The organism is Mycolicibacter virginiensis, from assembly GCF_022374935.2.
In the GTDB taxonomy this organism is placed as follows: Bacteria; Actinomycetota; Actinomycetes; order Mycobacteriales; family Mycobacteriaceae; genus Mycobacterium; species Mycobacterium virginiense.
Window position 1 is genome coordinate 3165046 of record NZ_CP092430.2, and the last position, 25332, is coordinate 3190377.

General features: G+C 65.7%; 25 protein-coding genes and 2 tRNA genes. 17 read left to right on the forward strand and 10 right to left on the reverse strand.

What is annotated here, in order from left to right:
• Positions 1-197 precede the first annotated feature (197 nt).
• The 3 genes from cofC to mutT1 are packed head-to-tail and all read left to right on the forward strand — an operon-like array spanning position 198 to position 4057.
• Positions 198-878 carry a 2-phospho-L-lactate guanylyltransferase gene (gene cofC, locus MJO54_RS15350; protein ID WP_064890566.1) on the forward strand — a complete coding sequence of 227 codons (681 nt, stop codon included), beginning with the start codon at positions 198-200 and terminating at the stop codon, positions 876-878.
• Positions 868-3075, forward strand: a complete 2208-nt coding sequence (locus tag MJO54_RS15355) for an RNA degradosome polyphosphate kinase (protein ID WP_105295274.1) — start codon at positions 868-870, stop codon at positions 3073-3075. Before cofC ends, MJO54_RS15355 begins: the two co-directional genes overlap by 11 nt.
• Positions 3076-3124: 49 nt before the next feature.
• The gene (gene mutT1 / locus MJO54_RS15360; protein WP_046286964.1) at positions 3125-4057 is read left to right on the forward strand and encodes an 8-oxo-(d)GTP phosphatase MutT1; all 933 of its coding nucleotides are present in this window, start codon (positions 3125-3127) and stop codon (positions 4055-4057) included.
• Positions 4058-4106: 49 nt separating this feature from the next.
• Here the strand turns inward: mutT1 and MJO54_RS15365 are convergent, their stop codons facing one another.
• The 3 genes from MJO54_RS15365 to leuC form a co-directional block, all read right to left on the reverse strand.
• Positions 4107-4799, reverse strand: a complete 693-nt coding sequence (locus MJO54_RS15365; RefSeq protein ID WP_064890568.1) for an HU family DNA-binding protein — start codon at positions 4797-4799, stop codon at positions 4107-4109.
• A 188-nt stretch (positions 4800-4987) separates the two neighbouring features.
• Complete coding sequence (gene leuD, locus MJO54_RS15370) at positions 4988-5584, reverse strand: 3-isopropylmalate dehydratase small subunit (protein ID WP_046286784.1); 597 nt, start codon at positions 5582-5584, stop codon at positions 4988-4990.
• Between the two features lie 38 nt (positions 5585-5622).
• On the reverse strand, positions 5623-7041 hold the full coding sequence (leuC, locus tag MJO54_RS15375) for a 3-isopropylmalate dehydratase large subunit (RefSeq protein ID WP_105295277.1): 1419 nt from the start codon (positions 7039-7041) through the stop codon (positions 5623-5625).
• A 55-nt stretch (positions 7042-7096) separates the two neighbouring features.
• Here leuC and MJO54_RS15380 point away from each other — a divergent pair, with 55 nt between their 5' ends.
• From MJO54_RS15380 to MJO54_RS15390, 3 genes are all read left to right on the forward strand, one after another.
• Entirely contained in the window at positions 7097-7798 is a 702-nt protein-coding gene (locus tag MJO54_RS15380; protein WP_105295275.1) for an IclR family transcriptional regulator, read from the forward strand.
• Positions 7799-7839: 41 nt separating this feature from the next.
• On the forward strand, positions 7840-8340 hold the full coding sequence (locus MJO54_RS15385) for a pyridoxamine 5'-phosphate oxidase family protein (protein ID WP_046286782.1): 501 nt from the start codon (positions 7840-7842) through the stop codon (positions 8338-8340).
• A 148-nt stretch (positions 8341-8488) separates the two neighbouring features.
• Positions 8489-9679: an IS481 family transposase gene (locus MJO54_RS15390; protein WP_240175147.1), complete on the forward strand. Its 1191-nt coding sequence runs from the start codon at positions 8489-8491 to the stop codon at positions 9677-9679.
• 42 nt (positions 9680-9721) lie between these two features.
• On the opposite strand, the gene MJO54_RS15395 is transcribed toward MJO54_RS15390, so the two are convergent.
• From MJO54_RS15395 to MJO54_RS15410, 4 genes are all read right to left on the reverse strand, one after another.
• Positions 9722-9794: transfer RNA gene (locus MJO54_RS15395), tRNA-Glu, on the reverse strand.
• Positions 9795-9867: 73 nt separating this feature from the next.
• A tRNA-Gln gene (locus tag MJO54_RS15400) sits at positions 9868-9939 on the reverse strand.
• Between the two features lie 110 nt (positions 9940-10049).
• On the reverse strand, positions 10050-11522 hold the full coding sequence (gltX, locus tag MJO54_RS15405) for a glutamate--tRNA ligase (protein WP_046286781.1): 1473 nt from the start codon (positions 11520-11522) through the stop codon (positions 10050-10052).
• Positions 11519-12307, reverse strand: coding sequence for a fumarylacetoacetate hydrolase family protein (locus tag MJO54_RS15410; RefSeq protein ID WP_046286780.1), 789 nt, complete (start codon positions 12305-12307; stop codon positions 11519-11521). Before MJO54_RS15410 ends, gltX begins: the two co-directional genes overlap by 4 nt.
• 321 nt (positions 12308-12628) lie before the next feature.
• On the opposite strand from MJO54_RS15410, the gene MJO54_RS15415 reads away from it, so the two are divergent.
• From MJO54_RS15415 to MJO54_RS15440, 6 genes are all read left to right on the forward strand, one after another.
• Entirely contained in the window at positions 12629-13885 is a 1257-nt protein-coding gene (locus MJO54_RS15415) for an MFS transporter (protein ID WP_046284670.1), read from the forward strand.
• A gap of 26 nt (positions 13886-13911) precedes the next feature.
• Complete coding sequence (gene ectA / locus MJO54_RS15420; RefSeq protein ID WP_046284671.1) at positions 13912-14421, forward strand: diaminobutyrate acetyltransferase; 510 nt, start codon at positions 13912-13914, stop codon at positions 14419-14421.
• Positions 14422-14609: 188 nt separating this feature from the next.
• Entirely contained in the window at positions 14610-15887 is a 1278-nt protein-coding gene (gene ectB, locus MJO54_RS15425) for a diaminobutyrate--2-oxoglutarate transaminase (protein WP_046284672.1), read from the forward strand.
• A complete protein-coding gene (locus MJO54_RS15430; RefSeq protein WP_046284673.1) occupies positions 15884-16291 on the forward strand; it encodes an ectoine synthase in 408 nt (135 codons plus the stop codon). The genes ectB and MJO54_RS15430 overlap by 4 nt, the downstream gene beginning before the upstream one ends.
• Positions 16292-16299: 8 nt before the next feature.
• The gene (thpD, locus tag MJO54_RS15435) at positions 16300-17190 is read left to right on the forward strand and encodes an ectoine hydroxylase (RefSeq protein WP_046284696.1); all 891 of its coding nucleotides are present in this window, start codon (positions 16300-16302) and stop codon (positions 17188-17190) included.
• A 27-nt stretch (positions 17191-17217) separates the two neighbouring features.
• Entirely contained in the window at positions 17218-17709 is a 492-nt protein-coding gene (locus MJO54_RS15440) for a DUF3830 family protein (protein WP_046284674.1), read from the forward strand.
• 19 nt (positions 17710-17728) lie between these two features.
• On the opposite strand, the gene MJO54_RS15445 is transcribed toward MJO54_RS15440, so the two are convergent.
• Both MJO54_RS15445 and MJO54_RS15450 read right to left on the reverse strand, forming a co-directional pair.
• Positions 17729-19099: an amidase gene (locus MJO54_RS15445; RefSeq protein ID WP_046284697.1), complete on the reverse strand. Its 1371-nt coding sequence runs from the start codon at positions 19097-19099 to the stop codon at positions 17729-17731.
• A gap of 10 nt (positions 19100-19109) precedes the next feature.
• Positions 19110-20078: a D-2-hydroxyacid dehydrogenase gene (locus MJO54_RS15450; protein WP_046284675.1), complete on the reverse strand. Its 969-nt coding sequence runs from the start codon at positions 20076-20078 to the stop codon at positions 19110-19112.
• An 81-nt stretch (positions 20079-20159) separates the two neighbouring features.
• Between MJO54_RS15450 and MJO54_RS15455 the strand changes: the two genes are divergently transcribed.
• The 3 genes from MJO54_RS15455 to MJO54_RS15465 are packed head-to-tail and all read left to right on the forward strand — an operon-like array spanning position 20160 to position 22335.
• A complete protein-coding gene (locus tag MJO54_RS15455) occupies positions 20160-20927 on the forward strand; it encodes a maleate cis-trans isomerase family protein (protein WP_046284698.1) in 768 nt (255 codons plus the stop codon).
• Positions 20924-21646, forward strand: a complete 723-nt coding sequence (locus MJO54_RS15460) for a maleate cis-trans isomerase family protein (protein ID WP_046284676.1) — start codon at positions 20924-20926, stop codon at positions 21644-21646. The genes MJO54_RS15455 and MJO54_RS15460 overlap by 4 nt, the downstream gene beginning before the upstream one ends.
• A complete protein-coding gene (locus MJO54_RS15465; protein ID WP_046284677.1) occupies positions 21643-22335 on the forward strand; it encodes a GntR family transcriptional regulator in 693 nt (230 codons plus the stop codon). Before MJO54_RS15460 ends, MJO54_RS15465 begins: the two co-directional genes overlap by 4 nt.
• Before the next feature lie 3 nt (positions 22336-22338).
• Here the strand turns inward: MJO54_RS15465 and MJO54_RS15470 are convergent, their stop codons facing one another.
• Positions 22339-23145, reverse strand: coding sequence for an IclR family transcriptional regulator (locus MJO54_RS15470; protein WP_046284678.1), 807 nt, complete (start codon positions 23143-23145; stop codon positions 22339-22341).
• Positions 23146-23263: 118 nt separating this feature from the next.
• Between MJO54_RS15470 and MJO54_RS15475 the strand changes: the two genes are divergently transcribed.
• Positions 23264-24703, forward strand: coding sequence for an aromatic ring-hydroxylating dioxygenase subunit alpha (locus tag MJO54_RS15475; protein ID WP_046284679.1), 1440 nt, complete (start codon positions 23264-23266; stop codon positions 24701-24703).
• On the forward strand, positions 24700-25326 hold the full coding sequence (locus tag MJO54_RS15480) for a 3-phenylpropionate/cinnamic acid dioxygenase subunit beta (protein ID WP_082108276.1): 627 nt from the start codon (positions 24700-24702) through the stop codon (positions 25324-25326). Before MJO54_RS15475 ends, MJO54_RS15480 begins: the two co-directional genes overlap by 4 nt.
• Positions 25327-25332 lie beyond the last annotated feature (6 nt).

Here is a 25332-nt window from a genome sequence, read left to right on the forward strand (position 1 = left end):
GCGAGCGCGGCGGAGCCGGGCGAAGCGGGTCACCGCCAACAACCCAGCGGTGATCGCGAGCGCGGCGGAGCCGGGCGAAGCGGGTCACCGCCAACAACCCAGCGGTGATCGCGAGCGCGGCGGAGCCGGGCGAAGCGGGTCACCGCCAACAACCCAGCCCGCGGAACACCCAGCCCGACGCTGGCAGGATGTGATGTGTGAACTCCACACCGGCTGAGGTATCCGGCATCGGCCTGATCATTGCCGTCAAGCGGCTCAGCGTGGCCAAGACCAGGCTGGCGCCGGCGTTTCCCGCACCACTGCGCGAAGCCGTGGTGTTGGCCATGCTGGTGGACACCATCAGCGCGGCGTCGGCCGCCCGCGGGCTGGAACACATCACGGTGGTCACCCCCGATGAGGCCGCCGCTGCGGCCGCCGCCGAGCTGGGGGCCGAGGTGTTGGAGGACCCGACACCGGACGGTCACACCGACCCCCTGAACAACGCGCTCGCCGCAGCCGAAGCCTCGGTGGCTGAATCCATGCCGAACATCGTTGTGCTGCAAGGCGATTTGCCCGCTTTGCAATCCTACGAACTCGACGAGGCGATCGCGGCGGCACGGACCCACCGGCGCAGCTTCGTCGCTGACCGGCACGGAATGGGGACTGCGGCGCTCTTCGCGTTCGGCACCGCCCTGGACCCCCGATTCGGCCGGGATTCCTCGCAGCGGCACCGGCAATCAGGAGCGCTGGAACTGACCGGCGCCTGGCCCGGCCTGCGTTGTGACATCGACACACCGGAAGATCTGGCGGTGGCGCGACGGCTCGGCGTCGGCACCGCAACGGCCCGTGCGCTTGCACATGCCAAGTCCGGTGGCAGCAGCCCGCGGGATGAGCAATGATTTCGGAGTGGACGAAATAGAGGGCAGCGAACTCACTGAGACGCGTACCGGCACGACTGACTGGCGTCCACACGACGCCGCTCCGACCGCCCCTCCCGCTGCCACCGAGACTCTTCAGGCCGGCGATAACGACGAACTGCCCGCGGACCGCTACCTCAACCGCGAACTGAGCTGGCTGGACTTCAACGCGCGGGTACTGGCGCTGGCTGCCGACACCTCCTTGCCGCTGTTGGAGCGGGCCAAGTTCCTGGCGATCTTCGCCTCCAATCTCGACGAGTTCTACATGGTCCGAGTCGCCGGCCTCAAACGCCGCGACGAGATGGGCCTGTCGGTGCGCTCGGCCGACGGCCTGACCCCACGTGAGCAACTGCGCCGCATCGGCGAACGGACCCAGCAGATCGCCACCAGCCATGCGCGGGTCTTCCTCGACTCGGTCCGTCCGGCGCTCGCGGCCGAAGGCATCCACGTCGTGACATGGGCGGACCTGCTGCCGGCCGAGCGCGACCAGCTGTCGGTGTACTTCCACGAGCAGGTGTTCCCGGTGCTGACACCGCTGGCGGTGGACCCGGCGCACCCGTTCCCCTTTGTCAGTGGGCTCAGCTTGAACCTGGCCGTGACGGTCAAGCGTCCCGAGGACGGCGGCAGTCATTTCGCGCGGGTCAAGGTCCCCGACAACGTCGACCGTTTCGTCGAACTCGACGCCGGCGCCAGCGGCGGCGACGGCCGTGGCGAGGTCCGCTTCCTGCCGATGGAGGAGCTGATCGCGGCGTTCTTGCCGGTGCTGTTCCCCGGCATGGAGATCGTCGAACATCACGCGTTCCGCATCACCCGCAACGCCGATTTCGAGGTCGAAGAGGACCGCGACGAAGACCTGTTGCAAGCCTTGGAGCGAGAATTGGCGCGGCGCCGCTTCGGGTCGCCGGTGCGCCTCGAGGTCGCCGACGACATGACCGAGCACATGCTGGAGCTGCTGTTGCGGGAGCTCGACGTGGACCCCGGTGACGTCATCGAGGTGCCCGGCCTACTGGACCTGTCATCGCTGTGGCAGGTCTACGGCCAGGACCGGCCCGACCTCAAGGACCGCACCTTCGTCCCGGCCACCCACCCGGCGTTCGCCGAACGGGAAACCCCCAAAAGCATTTTCGCCACCCTGCGGGAAGGCGATGTGCTGGTACATCACCCCTACGACTCATTCGCCACCAGCGTGCAACGGTTCATCGAACAGGCGGCCGCCGACCCGGGCGTGCTGGCGATCAAGCAGACGCTCTACCGCACCTCCGGGGATTCGCCGATCGTCACCGCGCTGATCGACGCCGCCGAAGCCGGCAAGCAGGTGGTCGCACTTGTCGAGATCAAGGCCCGCTTCGACGAGCAGGCCAACATCAAGTGGGCGCGCAAGCTGGAGCAGGCCGGCGTGCACGTGGTGTACGGATTAATCGGACTGAAAACCCACTGCAAGGTCTGCCTCGTCGTGCGCCGCGAGGGCTCCACAATCCGGCGGTATTGCCATATCGGCACCGGCAACTACAACTCCAAGACCGCGCGACTCTACGAAGATGTGGGACTGCTCACCGCCGACCCGGATATCGGCGCCGACCTGACCGACCTGTTCAATTCGTTGACCGGCTATTCGCGGAAAGTCGCCTACCGCAACCTGTTGGTGGCCCCGCACGGTGTCCGCACCGGGATCATCGAACGCATCGAACGTGAGGTCTTGGCGCACCGACGCTCCGGTAACGGGCGGATCCGACTCAAGCTCAACTCACTGGTGGACGAGCAGGTGATCGACGCGCTCTACCGCGCCTCTCGTGCCGGTGTGCAAGTTGAGTTGTTCGTTCGCGGTATCTGCGCACTGCGGCCTGGGGTCGAGGGCTTCTCCGAGAACATCCTTGTCCGATCGATTCTCGGTCGATTCCTGGAGCACTCTCGCATCATCCACTTCCGCGCCATCGACGAATTCTGGATCGGCAGCGCCGACATGATGCACCGCAATCTGGACCGCAGAGTCGAAGTGATGGTTCAGGTGAAGAACCCTCGGCTGACCACGCAATTGGGCGATGTGTTCGACTCCGCAATGGATCCGGCCACCCGCTGCTGGGAGCTCGGGTCCGACGGCCAATGGACGGCGGAACCGCAAGCCGGCGCCACCGTGCGCGATCACCAGGCGTCGTTGATGGACCGACACCGCAATCCCTGACCCCCGGCCCACCGCCCACGAAGCCCGAATTGACCTGCAGGAGTGCAAGGTGCTCGAAACGACAGTGTCGAATGGCTCCGGGACGGTAGACAAGGTCGTCCACGCCGCCGGCGCGGTGCTGTGGCGGAAACGGCGCAATGCCGTTGAGGTGGCGCTCATCCACCGCCCGCGCTACGACGACTGGTCATTGCCCAAGGGCAAGGTCGATCCCGGTGAGACCGAGCCGGTGACAGCCGTGCGGGAGATCCTGGAGGAGACCGGCCAGCATGCACAGCTAGGCCGCCGGCTGGGGGCGGTCCGCTATCCGGTAACCCAGGGCGTCAAGAAGGTCCGGTACTGGGCTGCACAAGCGCAGGGCGGAGACTTCGTGCCCAATCACGAGGTCGACGATCTGGTCTGGCTACCGGTCGATGCCGCGATGAAGGAACTGCAGTACTCCTATGACCGGAAGATGCTGCGGCGGTTCGCCAAGCAGCCCGCCGACACCCAAACGGTGTTGATCGTGCGGCACGGTACCGCCGGGCGTCGATCCCGGTTCTCCGGCGATGACCGCGAGCGGCCGCTGGACAAGAAGGGCCGCGCACAGGCCGAGGCGCTCACCGAGCAGCTCTTGGCCTTCGGCGCGAGCGTGGTGTACGCGGCCGACCGGGTGCGCTGCGAGCAGACGGTGGAGCCACTGGCCGCCGAACTCGGGGTGACCGTGCACAACGAGCCGACGCTGACCGAGGAGTCCTACGCCGCCAATCCAAAGCAGGGCCGCCGCCGGGTGGTGGAGATCGCGAAATTGGGCGGGACACCGGTTATCTGTACCCAAGGCAAGGTGATTCCAGACCTGATCGCCTGGTGGTGTGACCGCGACGGCGTCAGTCCGGACAAGTCCCGCAATCGCAAGGGCAGCACGTGGGTACTGTCACTGGCGGGTGGCCGGCTGATCGCCGCCGACCACATCGGTAGCCCGCTGGCTACCCAAGCACTGGTATGAACGACCGAGCGCCGCGGGGATAATCCCCGCGGCGCTCGGCTATTCGTTGCTACTTGCGACCCTTGCGGGCCGGGGCCTTGGTGGCTTTCTTGGCCGGAGCCTTCTTCGCCACGGCCTTGGTGGCTGCCTTCTTGGCGACAACCTTCTTGGCCGGAGCCTTGGTCGCTGCCTTCTTGGCGACAACCTTCTTGGCCGGAGCCTTGGTCACGGCCTTCTTGGCCGGAGCCTTGGTCGCTGCCTTCTTCGCAACAACCTTCTTGGCCGGAGCCTTGGTCACGGCCTTCTTGGCCGGAGCCTTGGTCGCTGCCTTCTTCGCGGCGACCTTCTTGGCCGGAGCCTTGGCCGCAGTCTTCTTGGCGGCGGCCTTGGTGGCCTTGGTGGCCTTCTTGGCCGGAGCCTTCTTGGCAGGCGCGGCGGTCGCGCCAGCGCCGCGCTTGACGGCCAGACCCTCCGACGGGACACGCTGCGCGCCAGAAACAATCGCCTTGAACTGCGCACCGGGGCGGAATGCGGGGACGGACGTCGGCTTCACCTTGACCGTTTCACCGGTGCGGGGATTGCGGGCGACGCGCGCGGCGCGACGACGACGCTCGAAAACGCCGAACCCGGTGATGGTGACGCTCTCACCCTTGTGGACGGCGCGCACAATGGCATTGACGAAATGCTCGACGGCCTCGGTCGCCGACCGGCGGTCGGTGTCCAATTCCTTTGTGAGCACCTCGATGAGCTCTGCTTTGTTCATCCAATCCCTCCGAAACCAGTGGCCCTACTTGAGCCGACTAGAGCACACGGTAAACCCTGATACCACTGATATCCAAGAGCCACGCGCAATTTCAGACGAGATTATGGGCGAATTCGGCAATCCGGTTACCGCCCTTGGACGCTGACGAGAGCGTCGAAACCACCGGAATTCAGCTCCGGCGCGGGCCCTCAAGAAGCCGGCAGAGTGCGCGGTTTCCAGCTCGGGCGAGCAGCCTCGAATGAGTCGATCTCTTCGAGTTTCCGCAGCGTAAGGCCTATATCGTCCAGCCCTTCCGACAACCGCCAGGCGGTGTAGTCGTCAATCGTGAACGCCACCACCACCGTTCCGGCGGTGATATTCCGATCTTGAAGATTGACAGTGATTTCCAGCCCGGGGCTCTGTTCGATAACTTTCCACAGCAGTTCCACATCATCTTGAGCCACCTGGGCCGCCAGCAGGCCGGCCTTGCCGGCATTGCCGCGGAAGATGTCGGCGAATCGGGAGGAGATCACCACCCGGAACCCGTAGTCGAGCAGCGCCCACACCGCATGTTCCCGCGACGATCCGGTGCCGAAGTCCGGTCCGGCCACCAGCACCGAACCTTGGTCGAAAGGGCTGAGATTCAGCACGAAGGACGGATCGGTGCGCCACGTGGCGAACAGGCCGTCCTCGAATCCCGTCCGGGTGATGCGCTTCAAATAGACCGCGGGAATGATTTGGTCAGTGTCGACATTGGACCGCCGCAGCGGCACTCCGATTCCGGTATGAGTGCGGAAAGCTTCCATGACTAGGCTCCTTTTAATACCGTGGCGGTCAGTTCAAGTCAGTTCAAGTCCTGGGGGGCCGACAGCTTCCCACGGACGGCGGTGGCGGCGGCGACGATCGGAGACACCAAGTGGGTGCGTCCGCCCTTGCCCTGCCGGCCCTCGAAATTGCGGTTGGACGTCGAAGCGGACCGCTGCCCAGGCTCCAGCTGATCGGGGTTCATCCCCAGGCACATTGAGCAGCCGGGCTGCCGCCACTCGGCACCTGCGGCGGTGAAAACCTCCGCGAGGCCTTCGGCTTCGGCCTGATTGCGCACCCGCATCGAACCCGGCACCACCAGCATCCGCACACCGTCGGCGACCTGACGCCCGCGCAGCACATCGGCCACCGCACGCAGGTCCTCGATGCGACCGTTGGTGCACGACCCGACGAACACCGTGTCGACCGCGATCTCGCGCATCGGCGTGCCCGGCTGAAGGTCCATGTACGCCAACGCCTTCTCCGCGGCCCGCCGCTCGGCCTCGTCGTTGATCGCCTCCGGGTCGGGCACGTCGGAGCCCAGCGGGACGCCTTGGCCGGGGTTGGTGCCCCAGGTCACGAACGGGGTCAGCGCATCGGCGTCCAAATGGACCTCGACGTCGAACACCGCACCGGGGTCGGTTCGCAGGCTGCTCCAATAGCCCACGGCGGCATCCCAGTCCGCACCGCTGGGCGCGTGGGGCCGGCCCCGCAGGTACTCATAGGTGGTCTCATCGGGGGCAACCATGCCGGCCCGGGCGCCGGCCTCAATGCTCATGTTGCAGATCGTCATCCGCGCCTCCATCGACAGCGCCTCAATGGCGCTGCCCCGGTATTCGATGACGTAGCCCTGACCGCCGCCGGTGCCGATCTGAGCGATCACCGCCAAGATGATGTCCTTGGCCGTCACGCCGTCGGCGAGTTTCCCGTCGACATTGACCGCCATCGTCTTGAACGGCTTCAGCGGAAGCGTCTGAGTGGCCAGCACGTGTTCGACCTCGGAGGTACCGATACCCATCGCCAGCGCACCGAACGCGCCGTGGGTGGAGGTGTGACTGTCGCCGCAGACCACCGTCGTGCCGGGCTGGGTGAGCCCCAGCTGCGGCCCGATGATGTGCACGATCCCCTGATCGATGTCGCCCATCGGATGCAACCGGATACCGAACTCGGCGCAGTTGTGCCGCAACGTCTCAACCTGAGTACGCGACACCGGGTCGGCGATCGGTTTGTCGATGTCGACCGTCGGCACGTTGTGGTCCTCGGTGGCGATGGTCAGGTCCGGGCGGCGCACCGGACGACCGGCCAGCCGCAGGCCCTCGAAGGCCTGCGGACTGGTGACTTCATGAACCAGGTGCAGATCGATGTAGATGAGGTCGGGCTCGGTCCCGCCGCCGGATACCACGACGTGGTCTGCCCAGACCTTCTCGGCCAGGGTGCGAGGCTGCTCGGTCTTGAACATCACTGCCATCCCCAAATCTGCACGGTCTCATATTTTGAGACGCTAGTATCTGTATATGGGACAGCATAGCGGCATCGGCGTTCTGGACAAAGCGCTGACGGTGCTCCATTCAATCGCCGAATCGCCGTGCGGGCTGGCTGAACTGTGCGACCGCACCGGCCTACCCCGCGCCACCGCGCACCGGCTGGCCGCGGGCCTGGAGACCCACCGGCTGCTCGGGCGTGACAACGAGGGCCGCTGGCAGATCGGACCCGCGGTCAGTGAACTGGCCGCCCGCGCCGACGATCCGCTTCGGGCGGCCGGCGCGACGGTGCTGCCGCGGCTGCGAGAGATCACCGGAGAGAGCGTGCAGCTGTATCGCCGCGAAGGCACCGAAAGAGTCTGCGTTGCGGCGCTGGAACCGCCTGCGGGGCTGCGAGACACGGTTCCGGTTGGCGCCCGGCTGCCGATGACCGCCGGGTCGGGCGCCAAGGTCTTGCTGGCCTACGCCGATGCAGGCGTGCAAGAAGAAGTGCTGGCGGCGGCCAAGTTCACCAGCCGCACCCTCTCGGAGATGCGCCGCCGGGGCTGGGCGCAGAGCGTCGCCGAGCGCGAGCCCGGGGTGGCCAGCGTGTCAGCGCCGGTGCGCGATCACCGCGGCACGGTGGTGGCAGCGATCTCGGTGTCAGGCCCGATCGATCGGATGGGGCGTCGCCCGGGGGCGCGCTGGGCCGCCGACCTGCTCGCGGCGGCCGACGACCTGACAGCCCGGCTGTAACCCGGGCGCGGGGGCCCTGGTCCGCCTGTCAGACTGCAGAGATGGGAACCAAACAGCGCGCACAGATCGTCATGACCGATGCCGAGGTCGCTGACTTCGTCAACACTCACCGCACCGGAACACTGGCCACCATCGGGCCCGACGGCCAGCCCCACCTGACCGCGATGTGGTACGCGGTGCTCGACGGCGAGATCTGGCTCGAAACCAAGGCCAAGTCCCAGAAGGCGGTCAACCTGCGCCGCGATCCGCGGGTCACCTTCCTGCTGGAAGCCGGCCAGACATACGACACCCTGCGCGGGGCCGCTTTCGAGGGCGTCGCCGAGATCGTCGACGACCCCGAGACCATCTTCCGGGTGGGCGTCAGCGTCTGGGAGCGCTACACCGGTCCCTACACCGATGAGATGAAGCCCGGCGTCGACGCGATGATGAACAACCGGGTGGCTGTGCGCATCGTCACACGGCGCACACGCTCCTGGGACCACCGCAAGCTGGGGTTGCCGGCCATGCCGCTGGCTGGCTCCACCGCTCCGAAGGGCGACTGAGACCACTTAGGTCTCGGCCGATACGAAAAGGCCCGCACCGTGATGGTGCGGGCCTTTTTGCGATGTACCCCCGATGGTGTGTGATTCCAGGACATCGGAATAGCGTGTCTCGAGACATCGGAATAGGTGCTGGGCACACCGTCGAGCGGTGTCGAAAGCCCGTCTGGTCATCACCGCCGTCGTCATCGAGGGACGCAGCCAATCCGAGGTCGCCCTCGCATACGGAGTCTCCCAGAGCTGGATTTCCCGTCTCGTTCGCCGTTACGCCCTCGAAGGCGAGTCCGCGTTCGAACCCCGCTCACGCCGACCACACACCAGCCCAGCACGGCTACCCGAGAACACCATCGAACTGATCTGCACCCTGCGAGCGGAACTGGCAGGCAAAGGCCTCGACCACGGACCGGCGACCATCGCCTGGCACCTGCGACACCACCACGGCATCACCGTGGCCCACAGCACCGTGCACCGTCACCTACACGCCGCCGGACTCATCGACCCCCAACCCCACAAACGGCCCAAATCCTCCTACACCCGATTCGCCGCCGAACAGCCCAATGAACGCTGGCAGGCCGACTTCACCCACTGGTGGCTCGCCGACGGCACACACATCGAAATCCTCGACTTCATCGACGACCACGCCCGCTACGCCCTCTCGGTCACCGCCCACCACCGCGTCACCGGCTCCATCGTCCTCACCGAATTCCGCAAAACCGTTGAACACCATGGAATCCCATACTCAACACTGACCGACAACGGCATGGTCTTCACCACCCGCCTGGCCGGCGGCAAAGGCGGCCGCAACGCATTTGAAACCGAACTGCACCGCCTGGGCGTCCAACAGATCAACTCGACCCCCAACCACCCCACCACCTGCGGAAAAGTGGAACGCTTCCACCAAACCCTGAAGAAATGGCTCAAAGCCCAACCGCGGGCCACCACCGTCACCGAGTTGCAAGCCCAACTCGACGCCTTCATCGAGGAATACAACCACCGGCGACCCCACCGCAGCCTGGCCCACCACGCCACCCCAACCGCGGCCTACACCGCCCGTCCCAAAGCCGACCCAGCTAACCGCACCGACACCCACAACCGCGTCCGACACGACCGCGTCGACACCACCGGAGCCCTCTCCCTACGCCTCAACGGCCGGCTACACCACATCGGCGTCGGCCGAACCCACGCCGGCACCCGAGTCCTCATGCTCATCCAGGACCTCGACATCAGAGTCATCAACGCCGCCACCGGCGAACTCATCCGCCAGCTGACCCTCGACCCCACCAGGGACTACCAACCACGCGGAGTCCCACCCGGACCAAAACGGAAAAAGCCCCGAACCTAATGCAGGTTCAGAGCTATTCCGATGTCGTGCGACATCACAATGTACCCCCGATGGGATTCGAACCCACGCTACCGCCGTGAGAGGGCGGCGTCCTAGGCCGCTAGACGACGGGGGCTAGAACATTTCCGGGTTGCCAGCATAGCTCAACCCGTACGGCCCGCCTAATCGCTTGCAGCGGACCGCTTTTGCTGGGGTACCAGGACTCGAACCTAGAATGGCTGAACCAGAATCAGCTGTGTTGCCAATTACACCATACCCCAAGGACCAACAACGTCCCGGCCATTACCGCTGGTCAGAGTGCCGGTGGGGCACTGCTGGCCAGCCGTTCTTGGGCCGACGAGCAGACTACCAAACTTCTAGCGCGAAGTTGTCATCGCGCTTCCCCAACGCCGTCTCGGGCGCTCCGCAGCCGGGTCAAGCTGCGGTTTGAGCCCAACAGTTCCAGCGACTCGAACAGCGGCGGACTGACCAATCCGCCGGAGACCCCGACCCGGATCGGGCCGAACGCCTTGCGCGGTTTGAGCCCCAGATCGTCCAGCAGCGCGGCCTTCAGGGCAGCCTCGATGTTGGCGGTGGTCCACTCCCCCACGCCCTCCAGCGCCGCGATAGCGGCATCCAGCACCGGAGCCGCGTCGGGGCCCAGCTCCTTGGCGGCGGCCCGCGGGTCCAGCTCGTAGTGCGCGTCGTTGAAGAACTTCAGCAGCGGCCATGCATCGCCGAGCACCACGATGCGGGTCTGCACCAGCGCAGCGGCCACCGCGAAGCCGGTGTCGTCCAGGCCGGTGTCATGTCCGTGGGTGTCGAGGAAACTGCGCAACCGTGCGGTGAAGTCGTCCAGCTCGAGCAGCCGGATGTGCTCGGCGTTGAGCGCATCGGCCTTCTTCTGGTCGAACCGGGCCGGGTTGGAGTTGACGTTGATCACATCGAACGCGGCGACCATCTCGTCGAGACTGAACACGTCGCGGTCGTCGGCGATAGACCAGCCCAGCAGTGCCAGATAATTCAACAGCCCCTCGGGGATGAAACCTCGGTCGCGATGCGCGAAAAGGTTCGACTGCGGGTCACGCTTGGACAGCTTCTTGGTGCCCTCACCCAAAACGGTTGGCAGGTGGCCGAATTCCGGGATGCGATCAGCCACGCCGATGCGAATCAACGCCTGATACAGCGCGATCTGGCGCGGCGTGGACGGCAACAGGTCCTCGCCGCGCAGCACGTGAGTGATCTTCATCATGGCGTCATCGACCGGGTTGACCAACGTATACAGCGGGTCCCCGTTGGCACGTGTCAGCGCGAAATCGGGAACAGTGCCCGCCGGAAAGGATGTCTGCCCGCGCACCAGATCCGCCCAACCGAGCTCGGTATCGGGCATCCGCAGCCGCACGACCGGCTTGCGGCCCTCGGCCAGAAAAGTGGCCCGCTGCTCCGCGGTCAGCTCGCGGTCGAAGTTGTCGTAACCCAGCTTGGGGTTGCGGCCGGCGGCAAGGTGGCGGGCCTCGACCTCCTCCGGGGTGGAGAACGCTTCGTAAGCCTCTCCCGCCGCCAGCAGCTGCGCCACCACATCACGGTGGATGTCGGCGCGCTGCGACTGCCGGTACGGGCCGTAGGGGCCGCCCACCTCCGGCCCCTCGTCCCAGTCCAGATGCAGCCAGCGCAGCGCGTCCAGCAGCGCCAAGTAGCTTTCCTCGCTGTCGCGTTCGGCGTCAGTGTCCTCGACCCGGAAGACCATGGTTCCGCCGGTGTGGCGGGCGTACGCCCAGTTGAACAGGGCGGTACGGATCAGCCCGACGTGCGGCGTGCCGGTCGGTGACGGACAGAACCGGACACGAACACCAGATGTGGTCACGAGTTTCCTTTGCGGATAACCGGATTGGACAGGGTGCCAATGCCTTCGATGGATACGGACACGGTGTCACCGTGCTCGATGGGGCCGACACCCTCGGGGGTGCCGGTCAGGAGGATGTCGCCGGGCAGCAGCGTCATCACCGCGGAGATCCACTCCACGATGGCGCCGATGTCGTGCATCATCAGCGAAGTTCTGCTGTCCTGCTTCAACACCCCATTGACCTCGGTGCGAATCGCCAGGTCAGCGGGGTCGACGTCGGTGACGATCCACGGTCCGATCGGGCAGAAGGTGTCGTGGCCTTTAGCCCGGGTCCACTGACCGTCGGACTGTTGCTGGTCACGGGCCGACACGTCGTTGCCGATGGTGTAGCCCAGGATGTTGTCCTTGGCCCGTGCGGCCGGAACGTCCTTGCACGGACGCGAGATAACTACGGCCAGCTCGCCTTCGAAGTGCACCGGGGAAGCATTGGCAGGCAGCTGAATCGGCACGTTGGGCCCGATGATGGCGGTATTGGGCTTGAGGAACATCGTCGGGTTGGCCGGTGGGGCACCGCCCATTTCGGCGATGTGGGCCGCGTAGTTCTTGCCGATACAGACCACCTTGCTGGCCAGGATCGGTGCCAGCAGGCGCACGTCGGCCAGCGGCCAGGACCGGCCGGTGAACTCCGGTGTGCCGAACGGGTGCTCGGCGATCTCGCGGGCGGTCATCTCGTGTGGCCGGTCCGGGTCTCCTTCAATACTGACGAAGGCGACACCGTCCGGGCTGGCAATTCGGCCTAGTCGCATTCGAGCAAGCCTAATGGCGATCACAAGCGCGGCGGAGCCGGGCGCAGTGGGTCGCCATCGACCAACACAAGCCGATCACAAGCGCGGCGGAGCCGGGCGCAGTGGGTCGCCATCAACCAACACAAGCCGATCACAAGCGCGGCGGAGCCGAGCGCAGTGGGTCGCCATCAACCAACACAAGCCGATCACAAGCGCGGCGGAGCCGGGCGCTGGGGGCACTCCCCTACCTACGGTGGGTGCCCACCCGCTTGCGGAGGATGGGTCGCCACCAATCGGCTCAGGTCGCCTACCGGGTAGGTGGGCCTGTGGAAACATGGTCGGATGTCCACCGAGCCGATCGGGAAAGCCGCTCGCTGGTCGGTCGTGGTCGTCGCTCTGATGGCGACGCTGTGTTCATTCGTCTTCATCAACGGCATCGCCTTCGTCATCCCCATGTTGGAGACCAAGAGGGAAACCAACCTGGCAATGGCCGGCCTGCTGGCCTCCATGCCCAGCTTCGGAATGGTGCTGACCCTGTTCGCCTGGGGAGCGCTGTTGGACCGCATCGGCGAGCGGATCGTGTTGAGCGTGGGTTCGGCGTTGACCGCGCTGGCCACGTTCGCGGCGGCATCGATGGAGTCGCTGGTCGGCGTCGGCGCATTCCTGTTTCTCGGAGGTATGGCCGCCGCCAGTGCCAACAGCGCCAGCGGGCGGTTGGTGACCGGCTGGTTCCCGCCTCACCAGCGCGGACTGGTGATGGGTATCCGCCAGACCGCCCAGCCGCTGGGCATCGCGTTGGGGGCCGAGGTGATTCCCGAGCTGGCCGAGCACGGGCTGGCACGGGCGCTGATGTTCCCGGCAACGCTGTGCGCCGTTGCGGCGGTGGCGTGCGCGATCGGTGTCGTCGATCCACCGCGCAGGCCACGATCGGCGGCCTCCGGCACCGAACTGGCCAGCCCCTACAGCGATTCAAAGGTGCTGTGGCGCATCCACTTGTCTTCGGCTCTGTTGATGGTTCCGCAGTGCGTGCTCGCCACATTCATGCTGGTGTGGCTGATCGTGGACACCGACTGGTCGATCGCCGCCGCAGGCGGTCTGGTGACGGTGTCGCAGTTGCTCGGCGCCGCCGGGCGAGTGGCGGCCGGTCGGTGGTCCGACCGGGTGCGCTCGCGGCTGCGGCCGATTCGCAGCCTCGCCGTCGCCGGGGCGCTGGCGATGCTGGCGCTGGGCACCGCCGACTATCTGCACTCCCGTCTCGCCGAAGCGACGATGGTCATCGCAGCGGTTATCACCGTGCTGGACAACGGATTGGCATCGACAGCAGTCGCCGAAATCGCCGGCCCGTACTGGAGCGGGCGCGCGCTGGGCATCCAGAACACCACCCAGCGGCTGACCGCCGGCATCGCTCCCCCGCTCTTCGGTGCGCTGATCGGCGCCGCCGGCTACCCGGTGGCCTTCGCGCTGTGCGGACTGTTCCCCCTGGCCGCCATGCGTTTGGTACCGGTCAGCGCCGAGCCAGAAGGCCGCTCGGTGCTCGAAGCGCTGCGGACCCTCCGAGTGCCGCCCGGGCCGCCGCCCGATACGCCAGCGCAACCCTGAGCCCGCCGGCAAGTACCGTCGAAACGATGACGGATACGGATCATGTCCGGCTTCGGACACCAACTGTGGCGGACGGCCAGGCCCTATGGCAGATGGCGGTCGACAGCGCCACTCTCGACGTCAATTCGCCTTACGCCTACCTGCTTTGGTGCCGCGATTTCGCCTCTACCTCGGTAGTTGCCGAGGTCGACGGAGTCCCGGGCGGCTATGTCACCGGCTATCGGCGTCCCGAGCAGCCACAGACCCTGATGGTCTGGCAGGTGGCAGTCAACGCGGCCCACCGGGGAGCCGGCCTGGCCGGCCGGATGCTCGATCACCTGGCGACTACGCAGGTCACTCAAGGCGTTACCCATCTTGAGACCTCGATCACACCGGACAACGACGCCAGCCGACGGCTCTTCAGCGCCTTCGCCCGCCGATGGGACGCATCACTGGAGTGTTCCGTGCTGTTCGGAGCGGATTTGTTCGCCGAATCTCATCTGGCAGAAGAACTGTTTCGCATCGGACCGCTTCGGGTACACCCACGTCGCCAGTGAGGGCGTGGCAAGGTTGAGATCACAAAATGGTCTCGGTAAGGTCACGAACGCGCAAACGTGAGCCCCGACAGACCTAGGCCGGGGGCATACGAGCGGGGTGGTGGGTCGAGCCGAGATCACCCGCGGCACGAGTTTGATGTCGACCTGTCGTTCCGTTCCGTTGTATGTGACCGACGGACGGAGGAACTATGACGATTTTCGAAACCCTGGAATCCGAAGTACGAAGTTATTGCCGGTCGTGGCCGGTGACGTTCGACCGGGCCAGCGGCTCCCGGATGTGGGATGTCAACGGCAAGGAGTATCTGGACTTCTTTGCCGGCGCCGGAGCGCTCAACTACGGCCACAACCACCCGGATCTGAGGGCGCCGCTGCTCGAATACCTGAGCTCGGATCGAGTGGTGCACAGCCTCGACATGAACACCGTCGCGAAGGCCGAGTTCCTGGAGCGCTTCAACGACGTGATCCTCAAACCTCGCGAGCTCGACTACAAGGTGCAGTTTCCGGGCCCCACTGGGACCAACGCGGTGGAATCGGCTCTGAAACTGGTGCGCAAGGTCACTGGCCGCGAGAGCATCATCAGCTTTACCAACGCATTTCACGGCATGACGCTGGGTTCGCTGAGTGTCACCGGCAACTCGATGAAGCGCGGCGGCGCCGGGATCCCGCTGGTGCACGCCACGCCGATGCCCTATGACAACTACCTCGATGGCGTAGTGCCCGACTTCATCTGGTTCGAGCGCCTGCTCGATGACAGCGGCAGCGGCCTGAATGAGCCGGCGGGGGTGATCGTCGAGACCGTTCAGGGTGAAGGCGGAATCAATGTGGCCCGCCTGGAATGGTTGCGCGGCCTGTCCGATCTGTGCCAGCGCCACAACCTGCTGCTGATCGTCGATGACGTCCAGATGGGCTGCGGGCGCACCGGGCCCTTCTTCAGCTTCGAGGCGGCCGGCATCGTTCCCGACATCGTCTGCTTGTCCAAGTCGATCAGCGGGTACGGGCTTCCGATGGCATTGACGCTGCTCAAGCCCGAACTGGATGTGTGGGAGCCGGGCGAGCACAACGGCACATTCCGCGGCCAGAACCCATCATTCGTGACCGCCGCGGCGGCGCTGAACTTCTGGACCGACAACCGTCTGGAGAAGTCCGTGCTGCGCAAGGGCGAACTGATCGAACAGGCGCTGACCGAAGTGGTGGACCCGATCCCCGGCGTCACCACCCGGGGCCGTGGGCTGATTCGCGGTGTGGCCTTCGAACGCCCCGAGCTGGCAAGCGCGGTATGCCGCGAAGCCTTCGAGCGCGGCCTGCTGTTGGAGACCTCTGGTCCTGAGGGCGAGGTCGTAAAAATGATGCCGCCGTTGGTCATTGACGATGACGACCTGGCCGAAGGTCTGATGATCGCCGCCAAGTCGATCGAAGCCGTCGCCGCCCGCGAACTCACCGCAACCACCTCAGGAGCCAGCCGATGATCGTCCGTACCCTCGCCGAGATCAAGGGCACCGACCGCGACGTCCAGTCCAAGACGTGGAACAGCCAGCGACTGCTGCTGGCCCGCGACGGACAGCGGTTCTCGATGCACGAGACCTGCCTGTACGCCGGAACTGAAACGTCGATGTGGTACGCCAACCACGTTGAGGCGGTGTACTGCGTGGGCGGCGAAGGCGAGCTGATCAACGACGAGACCGGCGAGGTACACCCGCTGCATGACGGCACGCTGTACCTGCTCGACGGTCACGAGCACCACCGGGTCATCGCCCACACCGACCTGCGCATGGTGTGCGTATTCGATCCGCCGGTCACCGGGCAGGAGGTGCACGACGACACCGGCGCGTACCCCCTGCTCACTGAACAACCACAGGAGACGGCATCGTGACTCCTCCTCTGGCCGAAACCCTCACCGACCGCTACCCCACGCGCAACAACGTCACGATCGGTATCGAACCCCGGCACGACCCGGTGGTCTGGACTACCGGGCTCAACGGCGGCCCGTTGAGCCCGGACCGTGTCGCGCAGTTCGACGCCGACGGATTTCTGGCCGTCGACACCCTGGTAGACACCGACGTGGTGGCGGACCTGCGTAACGAACTTGACCGCCTGCGGGCCGACGCCGCGCTGGCCGCAGACGAGCGTTCGATCTGCGAGCGCGACAGCGGCCAGATCCGGTCCATCTTCGAGGTGCACCGGATCAGCCCGGCGTTCGCCGCGCTGGTCGCCGACCCGCGCCTGGTGGGACCGGCCCGTCAACTGCTCGGATCCGATGTCTATGTGCACCAGAGCCGGGTCAACTTCAAGCCGGGGTTCAATGGCCGAGAGTTCTACTGGCACTCCGATTTTGAGACCTGGCATGCCGAAGACGGCATGCCCACCCCGCGCGCGGTCAGCGTCTCGGTGGCCCTCACCGAGAACCTGGACAGCAACGGGTCGCTGATGATCATGCCCGGCTCGCATCGTTGGTTCGTGTCGTGCCCGGGCCAGACCCCGCCGGATCACTACCGCTCGTCGCTCAAGCAGCAGGAGATCGGCACGCCCGACGATGCGAGCCTGACCTGGCTGGCCGATCAACACGGGATTCGTCAGATCACCGGCCCGGCCGGGTCTGCGGTGTTCTTCGACAGCAACTGCATGCACGGCTCGAGCAGCAACATCACGCCGTACGCGCGCTCGAACGTCTTCATTGTCTACAACAGCGTGGACAACGCCCTGGTGGAGCCGTTCGGCGCTGCCGTTCCGCGACCGACATTCATTGCCAGCCGCGTCTTCGATCCGGTCTAGAACCGGCCGGGGAGGAAAGGGACCGCTGTGGCACGTTTCCTGTCCATCACGCTGACCGGACGTGGGGTTTCTTGCCGGGCGCGACTGCTCGACGAGCAGGCGCCCCTTACCTGCGCCGTGGTCTGGGAGGCGTTACCCGTCGCCGGGCAGGCCTTTCACGGCAAGTACGCCCGCAACGAGGTCTACACGCTCTTGCCGCCGTTGGGCACGCCGGGCCGGGAGAACACCACGGTCACGCCGATCCCCGGCGACGTCTGCTTCTTCGACTTCGATGCCGGCGACATCGGCAACCCCGCCTACGGTTATGACAAAGACGGCCAAGCGAATTCACCGCTGGGCGCCACGGACCTAGCGATCTTCTACGGCCGCAACAACTTGCTCATCAACGGCGACGTCGGGTGGGTGCCCGGCAATGTCTTCGCCACAATCGAGGACGGCCTGACCGAGATGGCCGCCGCATGCAACGACTTGTGGATGGCCGGCGCGGTCGGCGAACAGTTGGCCTTCACAAGGGCCTAGCAAAGGCGTGACCGACCGGTCAGGCAAAGACCCGCTCGGCGAACAGACCCGCCGCCAACACCAGATCGTCGCTGTGCCGGGGCCCGATGATCTGCATGCCGATCGGCAGCCCATCCGATGTGGTGCCGATCGGGATGCTCAGCGCCGGCTGTTGAGTCATGTTGAACGGGTATGTGAAAGGCGTCCACTGCGCCCACCACCGCATATCGGATTCGACTGGCACGTCGTGGCCGGCGGTGAAGGCCGCAATCGGAACGGTCGGCGTGATCAGCAGGTTGTGCCGTTCGTGGAAGCGCCCCATGGCCACTCCCAGATCCACACTGACTTGGCGGGCGGCCAGATAGTCGACGCCGGAAACCGCCGTCCCCCGATCCCACATGTCAGCCAGCCCGGGGTCGACCAGCCCGCGGTCGATTTCCCGGCCACGCAGGCTGCCCGCTGCCCCGGTTGCCCACAGCACCTCGAACGCGTCGATCGGATCGGCGAAGCCGGGATCGGCCGCCAGGACGTTCAATCCCGCGTCGGCCAGCGCCTGAACCGCCTCCGCCACCGCGGACTCGACCTGCGGGTCGACGTCGACATATCCCAGAGTCGGCGAGTAGGCGACGTCGAGACCGACCACGTCGCGCCGGACTTCGCCGCGGTAGGTCGTCAAAGTCGCCGGCAATGATGTGGGGTCGCGAAAGTCCGGCAGCGCGATGATGTCCATCAGCACCGCGGCGTCTTCGACGGTCCGGGTTATCGGGCCGGCGTGCGCCAGCGGCCCGAACGGACTGATCGGATACATCGGCACTCGTCCATGAGTGGGTTTGAAGCCGACCACACCACAGAAGCTCGCGGGAATCCGGATACTTCCGCCACCGTCGGTGCCGATAGCCAAGGGCGCCATTCCGGCGGCAACCGCGGCGGCGCTGCCGCCCGAGGAGCCACCCGCGGTGCGACTGGTGTCGGCGGGGTTGCGGGTGATACCGGTGCGCGGGCTGTCGGTGACGCCTTTCCACGCCAGTTCCGGAGTGGTTGTCTTACCGAGCAACACCATGCCGTCGTTGCGGATCTTGTCCACCGCTGGGCTGTCGTCGGGCCATGGCCCCGCCGCGTCGGCGAGCAGCGATCCCCGCAAAGTCGGCCAACCGGCCGTGTGAAAGACGTCTTTGATCGCGATCGGCACCCCGTCGAGCAGGCCCTTGGTGTAGTTGCCGCCCCAGCGGACCTCGGACTTGCGGGCTTCCGACAGCGCAGTCTCTTCGTCGACCAGGCAGAAGGCGTTGACCTCGCCGTCGCGTTCACTGATCGCGGCGAGCGCGGCCGCGGTGGCTTCCACCGGAGAGAGCTCGCCGGAGGTATAGGCGGCAACCAGTTGCAGGGCGGTCAGTTCGGTCGGCTCGGTCATCTCAGCCCCCTCAGCCGGTTCCACTGGATGCGTACCGGATCATCTGCTTATCGACGACGTTGTGCAGTGGCTGCCCAGCGACATACCGCCTGAAGTTTGCGATGAACTGCTGCTGCAACAGGTTCCGCCAACCCCGGATATCACCGCTGTTATGCGGCGTCAGGCTGACGTTGGGCGCACTCCACAGCGGATGATCGGCCGGGAGCGGCTCTGGGTCGACGACATCGAGGGCCGCGCCGGCGATGACGCCGCCCTGCAGCGCCGCCACCAGAGCGCCGGTGTCCACCAGCTCGCCGCGCCCCACGTTGATCAGCCGCGCCGAGGGCCGCATCGCGTCAAGAACGCCGGCATCGACCATGCCCCGGGTCTGCGGTGTCAATGGCGCGGCCAGCACCACATAGTCGGCATCGGTGACTGCGGTGAGCATGTCGGTGGTGATCGAGCCGAAGTCGGGGTCCTCGCGCGCGCGGCGACCCACACCACGTACCGACATGCCCACGGCCCGCAGCAACCGGGAGATGGCCCGGCCCACCGGCCCCGGCCCGACGATCGTGACCGACGCACCGGCGATCGGCTCACTGTCGAAGTGCTCCCACCGGTGGAGACGCTGCGCGTCCCCGGAGCGCCGGAAGTCCTTGGCGAAGGCCAGGATCTGCCCCAGCACATATTCGGCAATGGGTTCCTCGAAGATGCCGCGCGAATTGGTGACCACGACATCGCTGTCGATCAGCCCGTCGAACAGCACGGCGTCCACGCCGATCGCGGCGACTTGTACCCACCGCAACGCCTCGGCGGAAGACCACACCGATTCCAGTGCAGGAGAAGAGAAATCATATAGAAACAGCACGTCGGCGCCGACAATCCCGTCGGCCAGCCGCGACGACGGAACCATGCGCAGCTCCGCGTCTGCGCTAATCGAATCGAGTTGGGCGGGAACCGACTCACCGTGCTGGACGGTCACCACCGGCCGCGCGTCCACATTGACACCGTAAAAACAGATCGTATGATTGTCAACAATCCAGGGCTGGCCTGGGGGTGGAACGTCGGTATGGGGAAACCCATGGATCTGTCCCAGTTTCCGGAGTTACCGGACTTCGACGGGCCGGTCGATCAGCGCGGTGTCGGCATCATCGCGCCGTTCGATCTGGCTATCGAACGCGAACTGTGGCGCTGGATCCCTGCCGAGGTGACGCTGCACCTGGCCCGTACTCACTACGAACCGGTTCCGGTCAGCCGGGCCATGGCCGAGCTGGTGTCTGACACCCACCACCTGCAGGCCGCGACCCGAGACGTGCTGCACGTCGAACCGGAGGTGGTTGCCTATCTGTGCTCGTCGGGCAGCTTCATCCACGGCGTCGAATACGAGAAGACGTTGGTCTCTGCGATCGAAGCCGCCGGCGCCAAGACGGCGGTCACCACGTCGGGAGCACTGGCCGAAGCGATTATCGCGCTGGATATCTCGCGGATCAGCGTGCTGACCCCCTACGACGAGGAGCTGACCGACCTGCTGCGGGTGTTCTTGAATCAGCTCGGGGTGTCCGTGCTGCACTCGGATCACCTGGGGCTGGGCGGGGGGATCTGGAAAGTCAACTACCGCACCGTGGCCGAACGGATCCTGGCTGCGGATCGCCCCGAGTCGCAGGCCATCTTCGTCAGCTGCACCAACCTGCGTACCTACGACATCGTCGCGCCGCTGGAGCAGATGCTGGGCAAACCGATCCTCACGGCCAACCAACTCACGATGTGGGCGTGCCTGGGCCGGATGGAGCTGCCGATGATGGGCCCAGGCCGGTGGCTCCGCGACGTCTTCACCGGAGCCCCGCAATGACCGCCGCGCAACCCACCGTCGGGTTCATCTATCCCGACCACGCCGCCGAGTCCGACTACCCGCGCGCCGCCCGCCTACTGGACATGCACCTGCCCGTGGTGCATATCTACGGCACCGACCTGCATGCCGTACCAGAGCTGATGGATCTCGGCAGCCCTGACAAACTCGCCCGCGGGGCCGCGCTGCTGGCGCCGCAGCGTCCCGCCGCGGTGGTCTGGGCGTGCACATCGGGCAGCTTCGTGTTCGGGCCTACGGGCGCGGCCGAGCAGGTCGAGCAGCTGGCGGCGGAAGCGGGCGCCCCCGCCTCGAGCACCTCGTTCGCGTTCGTGCACGCGCTGGCCGCGCTCGATTGCCACCACGTCGCGGTCGCGGCCAGCTATCCGCGCGATATCGCTGAGCTGTTCGTGAACTTCGTTGCCGCCCACGGCGTCACCGTCGAAACCATGGGCGATGCCGGCATCCCCACCGCCGCACAAGTGGGTCGGCTGACGCCGAGTCAGGTCCGGGAGTTGGCGGTTCGAAATGATTCTCCCCGGGCAGACGCTCTGTTGATTCCCGACACCGCCATGCACACCGTCGATCTGGTCGACGAACTCGAGCAACTGCTCGGCAAGCCGGTACTGACAGCCAATGCGGTGACGGTGTGGGAAGGTTTGCGCATCGCCGGGATAACCCGGCGGACCACCGGGCTGGGCGCATTGTTCGAGGATGGGCGATGACAATCTCACACGATCCCGGGTTCGAACCGCTGAGCCGGGCCTCGACGGCCGAGCTGATCGCCGAACGACTGCGGGAGGCGATCACCCGTGGGCGGCTGTTGCCGGGTCAGCAACTCGGCGAAGCGAGTCTGGCCGCGCAGTTTGCGGTGTCGCGTGGGCCGGTGCGTGAGGCGATGCAGCGGCTGGTGGCCGAGGGGTTGCTGCGCAGCGAACGCAACCGGGGCATCTTCGTCGTCGAGCTCACCGATGACGACGTGCGCGACGTGTATCAGGCCCGCAAGGCCATCGAACGCGCCGCGGTGATCGAAGTGCTCCGCGGTGACCCCCGCGGCGCGGCGGCGCGGTTGCGTGGCCCCGTGGAGGCCCTGCGGGTGGCCGCCGCCCACGGCGACGGCACCGCGGCGGCCGACGCCGACCAGGCGTTCCATGAGGTGCTGGTCGAGTGTGCCGGCAGTCCACGACTGCACCGCGCGATGCGGACCCTGCTTTCGGAGACTCGAATCCTGCTCGGCGAACTTGAAGAGGCCTACCCCGACCTGCGCGAGCAGGTCACCGAACATGTCGTGCTGCGCAAGGCGATCGGTGCCGGCGACGAAGACCTGACGATCCGACTGATCGATGAACACATGGACGATGCGGTACGTCGCCTGTTGGCGCGGCGGGCGCAGCTGCTCTTGGCCCCGTCGTAGCGCCTAGCCGATCTGCGCGCCTATCTCGTTGGCCGCCTCGACCAGCACAGCTGCCACCCCTCGGTACTGCGAACTGCTCAGACGGTGCACGGGCGCTGCGGCATTGAGCGCCAGCAGCACGCCCGGTGCACGCGTGGGAATCGGCACCGCGACCGAGGCGACGCCGTCCTCACTGCCCTCCCGATTCACCGCGTAGCCCTGTTCTCGTATTCGACCGAGCTCACGTTGCAGCTCCGTCCTGGTGGCGACCGAATATGCCGTCACCCGCTGCAGCTCTTCGTCGGGATACAGGCGGGCGATGTCGGCATCAGATAGGCGCGCCAGCAGCGCCTTGCCGGTCGAGGTGCAGTGCGCCGGCATGGTGCGTCCCAGCCGTGAGGCGACCCGCACCGCGGTCTGCCCCTCGGCGGCCGCGATAAAACGAACGCCTGAGCCCTCAAGTACGCCCAGATGCACCGACTCATTGAGACGTTCGCTCAGGCGCAGCAGTACCGGTTTTGCCGCTCCTTCGATATCGGTGCGGTTGAACACCGAAAACGCCACGCTCATCAGCGCCGGCCCGGGGTGATACGCCTTGGACGCCGGATCCTGGCGTACGAATCCCCGATACTGCAGCATCGCCAACAGACGGTGAGCGGTGGAGGATGCGACGCCCAAGTGATTCGCCGCGTCGGTCAAACGGATCTGCGGCTGCTCCCCCAGCAACAGCAGAAGCTTCAGCGCCCTATCCACCGAGCCGATCGGATACTGCGGCACGCCCCGATCCGGGGCCGCTTCGCCGGGTGGCCAAATAGGCTCGTCATTCTGCATAGCAGAGATGCTACTCAGTATTGTTGACCCGCAAACCCTGATCCTGGCAGAGTTTTCCCAACGCCCCAGGGAATTTTTCTGCATACCAGACATTGCTGCTAAGACTGGAGACGCATCGATGAGTGATCACCGGCATGTCCTCGATGAGGTCAGGCGGGGAATGATCCCAGCGCACATCTACAACGACGCCGGGATCTTCGAACTCGAGAAGGAGCGGCTCTTCCGTCGTGCCTGGATGTTCGTGGCGCATGAGTCGGAGATCCCCCAAGACGGCGACTACGTCGTGCGACGCCTGCTCAACGACTCCTTCATCATTGCGCGCGACTCCAAGGGCGACGTGCGGGCCATGTTCAACATGTGCCTGCATCGCGGGATGCAGATCTGCCGCGCCGAGATGGGCAACGCCTCCAATTTCCGCTGCCCCTACCACGGCTGGTCGTATCGCAACGATGGACGCATCACCGGCCTGCCCTTCCACCAAGAGGCCTATGGCGGCGAGGCCGGCTTTTCCAAGCGAGGCCAGACCCTGTTGCCGGCACCGAGCCTCGCCAGCTACAACGGGCTGATCTTCATCAGCCTTGACCCGCAGGCTCCCCCGCTCGAAGAGTTTCTCGGCGACTTCAAGTTCTATCTCGACTTCTACACCAAGCAGAGCCGCAGCGGCCTCGAGGTGCGCGGCCCGCAACGGTGGCGCATCAAAGCGAACTGGAAGATCGGCGTCGAGAACTTCGCCGGGGACATGTATCACACCCCGCATACCCACGCCTCCGTCGTCGACATCGGGCTGTTTCGGGAACCGAAGGCGCAGAAGCGCAAAGACGGTGCGACGTACTGGGCGACCTGCGGCGGCGGTACGACCTACAAGCTGCCGCCCGGCAGTTTCGAGGAACGGATGCGCTACGTCGGCTACCCCGACGAGATGGTGGGGCGAATCAAGGACGTGTGGACTGCCGACCACCAGCGCATGGTCGCCGACGACGGCTTCATGATCTCGGCGGCATCGTGCTTTCCCAACATGAGCCTGGTGCACAACTGGCCGAAGATTCAAGACAGCGAAGATGTGTTGCCGTTCATATCGATTCGTACCTGGCAGCCGATCAGCGAAAACGAAACCGAGGTGTACTCGTGGTTCGCGGTCGACGCGGCCGCCCCCGAACAGTTCAAGAAGGACTCCTACAAGGCCTACCTGATGTGCTTTGGCTCCACGGGCATGTTCGAACAGGATGACGTGGAGAACTGGGTGTCGCTGACCAACACCGCTGCCGGCTCCATGGCCCGTCAACTGTTGCTCAACGGACGGATGGGGCTGCTCGCCGACGACACCCCGGTGGTCAACGCATTGCCACCGGAGCTGTTCCATGGCCCAGGCGCCGCTCAAGTCGGCTACAACGAGAACAATCAGCGGGCGATCCTTCGGATGTGGGCCGATCACCTCCAGATGGCTCCGGTAGCGACGGACACCGCGGCGATGGGAACACAGCGCGACGGAATCACCCCCCTGGTGCAGACCAACGGCACGTCGGCATGCGAGACAGCCTGCGAGGAGGCCCGGGTATGACATCCGCCGAGAAAAGTCAGCGGCCCGGGTTTGCCCGACCGAAAGGTGCCGGCGGACCGTGGGATCTGGCGGTTCTGGGTGACCATGCGCCCACGAAGGTTCGCATCGGTAAGCCCTTGCCGTTCAACGACGCCCGACACCTGCAGGCGCATCAGTTCTTGGTGGACGAGGCGTATCTGCTCGACGCACAGCAGTACACCGAATGGCTCGATACCCTCACCGAGGACATCCATTACTTCATGCCCGTCCGGGTGACCACCGCCTCGGGCGCTGGATTCGACACGTCGCCCGGCATGGCCCATTTCGACGAGAACAAATACTCATTGAACCGGCGCGTCGCACGCTTTGCGACCGAGCACGCCTGGACCGAAGATCCGCCGTCACGGCTGCGTCACCACATCACCAACGTTCGCACCTTTGCCTGCGATGATGACCAGCACCTGATCGTCGAGTCAGCCGAGCTGCTCTTCCGCAGCCGCGGCGACGTGAACGAGGCGGCGTTCGTCTCCTGCGGCCGTGAAGACCTGCTGCGACGCACAGACGACCAATGGAAGTTGGCGCGGCGCACCATCTATGTCGATGAGTCGGTCCTGCGTATGCAGAACCTGGCGGTCTTCCTGTGAGCGCAC

Excerpts from the sequence above, each read along its gene's own strand:
- MJO54_RS15355 (WP_105295274.1), top strand. The coding sequence starts at position 868 with ATGAGCAATGATTTCGGAGTGGACGAAATAGAGGGCAGCGAACTCACT.
- MJO54_RS15365 (WP_064890568.1), bottom strand. The coding sequence starts at position 4,799 with ATGAACAAAGCAGAGCTCATCGAGGTGCTCACAAAGGAATTGGACACC.
- leuD (WP_046286784.1), bottom strand. The coding sequence starts at position 5,584 with ATGGAAGCTTTCCGCACTCATACCGGAATCGGAGTGCCGCTGCGGCGG.
- leuC (WP_105295277.1), bottom strand. The coding sequence starts at position 7,041 with ATGTTCAAGACCGAGCAGCCTCGCACCCTGGCCGAGAAGGTCTGGGCA.
- MJO54_RS15380 (WP_105295275.1), top strand. The coding sequence starts at position 7,097 with ATGGGACAGCATAGCGGCATCGGCGTTCTGGACAAAGCGCTGACGGTG.
- MJO54_RS15385 (WP_046286782.1), top strand. The coding sequence starts at position 7,840 with ATGGGAACCAAACAGCGCGCACAGATCGTCATGACCGATGCCGAGGTC.
- MJO54_RS15410 (WP_046286780.1), bottom strand. The coding sequence starts at position 12,307 with ATGCGACTAGGCCGAATTGCCAGCCCGGACGGTGTCGCCTTCGTCAGT.
- MJO54_RS15415 (WP_046284670.1), top strand. The coding sequence starts at position 12,629 with ATGTCCACCGAGCCGATCGGGAAAGCCGCTCGCTGGTCGGTCGTGGTC.
- ectA (WP_046284671.1), top strand. The coding sequence starts at position 13,912 with ATGACGGATACGGATCATGTCCGGCTTCGGACACCAACTGTGGCGGAC.
- ectB (WP_046284672.1), top strand. The coding sequence starts at position 14,610 with ATGACGATTTTCGAAACCCTGGAATCCGAAGTACGAAGTTATTGCCGG.
- MJO54_RS15430 (WP_046284673.1), top strand. The coding sequence starts at position 15,884 with ATGATCGTCCGTACCCTCGCCGAGATCAAGGGCACCGACCGCGACGTC.
- MJO54_RS15445 (WP_046284697.1), bottom strand. The coding sequence starts at position 19,099 with ATGACCGAGCCGACCGAACTGACCGCCCTGCAACTGGTTGCCGCCTAT.
- MJO54_RS15455 (WP_046284698.1), top strand. The coding sequence starts at position 20,160 with ATGGATCTGTCCCAGTTTCCGGAGTTACCGGACTTCGACGGGCCGGTC.
- MJO54_RS15460 (WP_046284676.1), top strand. The coding sequence starts at position 20,924 with ATGACCGCCGCGCAACCCACCGTCGGGTTCATCTATCCCGACCACGCC.
- MJO54_RS15465 (WP_046284677.1), top strand. The coding sequence starts at position 21,643 with ATGACAATCTCACACGATCCCGGGTTCGAACCGCTGAGCCGGGCCTCG.
- MJO54_RS15470 (WP_046284678.1), bottom strand. The coding sequence starts at position 23,145 with ATGCAGAATGACGAGCCTATTTGGCCACCCGGCGAAGCGGCCCCGGAT.
- MJO54_RS15475 (WP_046284679.1), top strand. The coding sequence starts at position 23,264 with ATGAGTGATCACCGGCATGTCCTCGATGAGGTCAGGCGGGGAATGATC.
- MJO54_RS15480 (WP_082108276.1), top strand. The coding sequence starts at position 24,700 with ATGACATCCGCCGAGAAAAGTCAGCGGCCCGGGTTTGCCCGACCGAAA.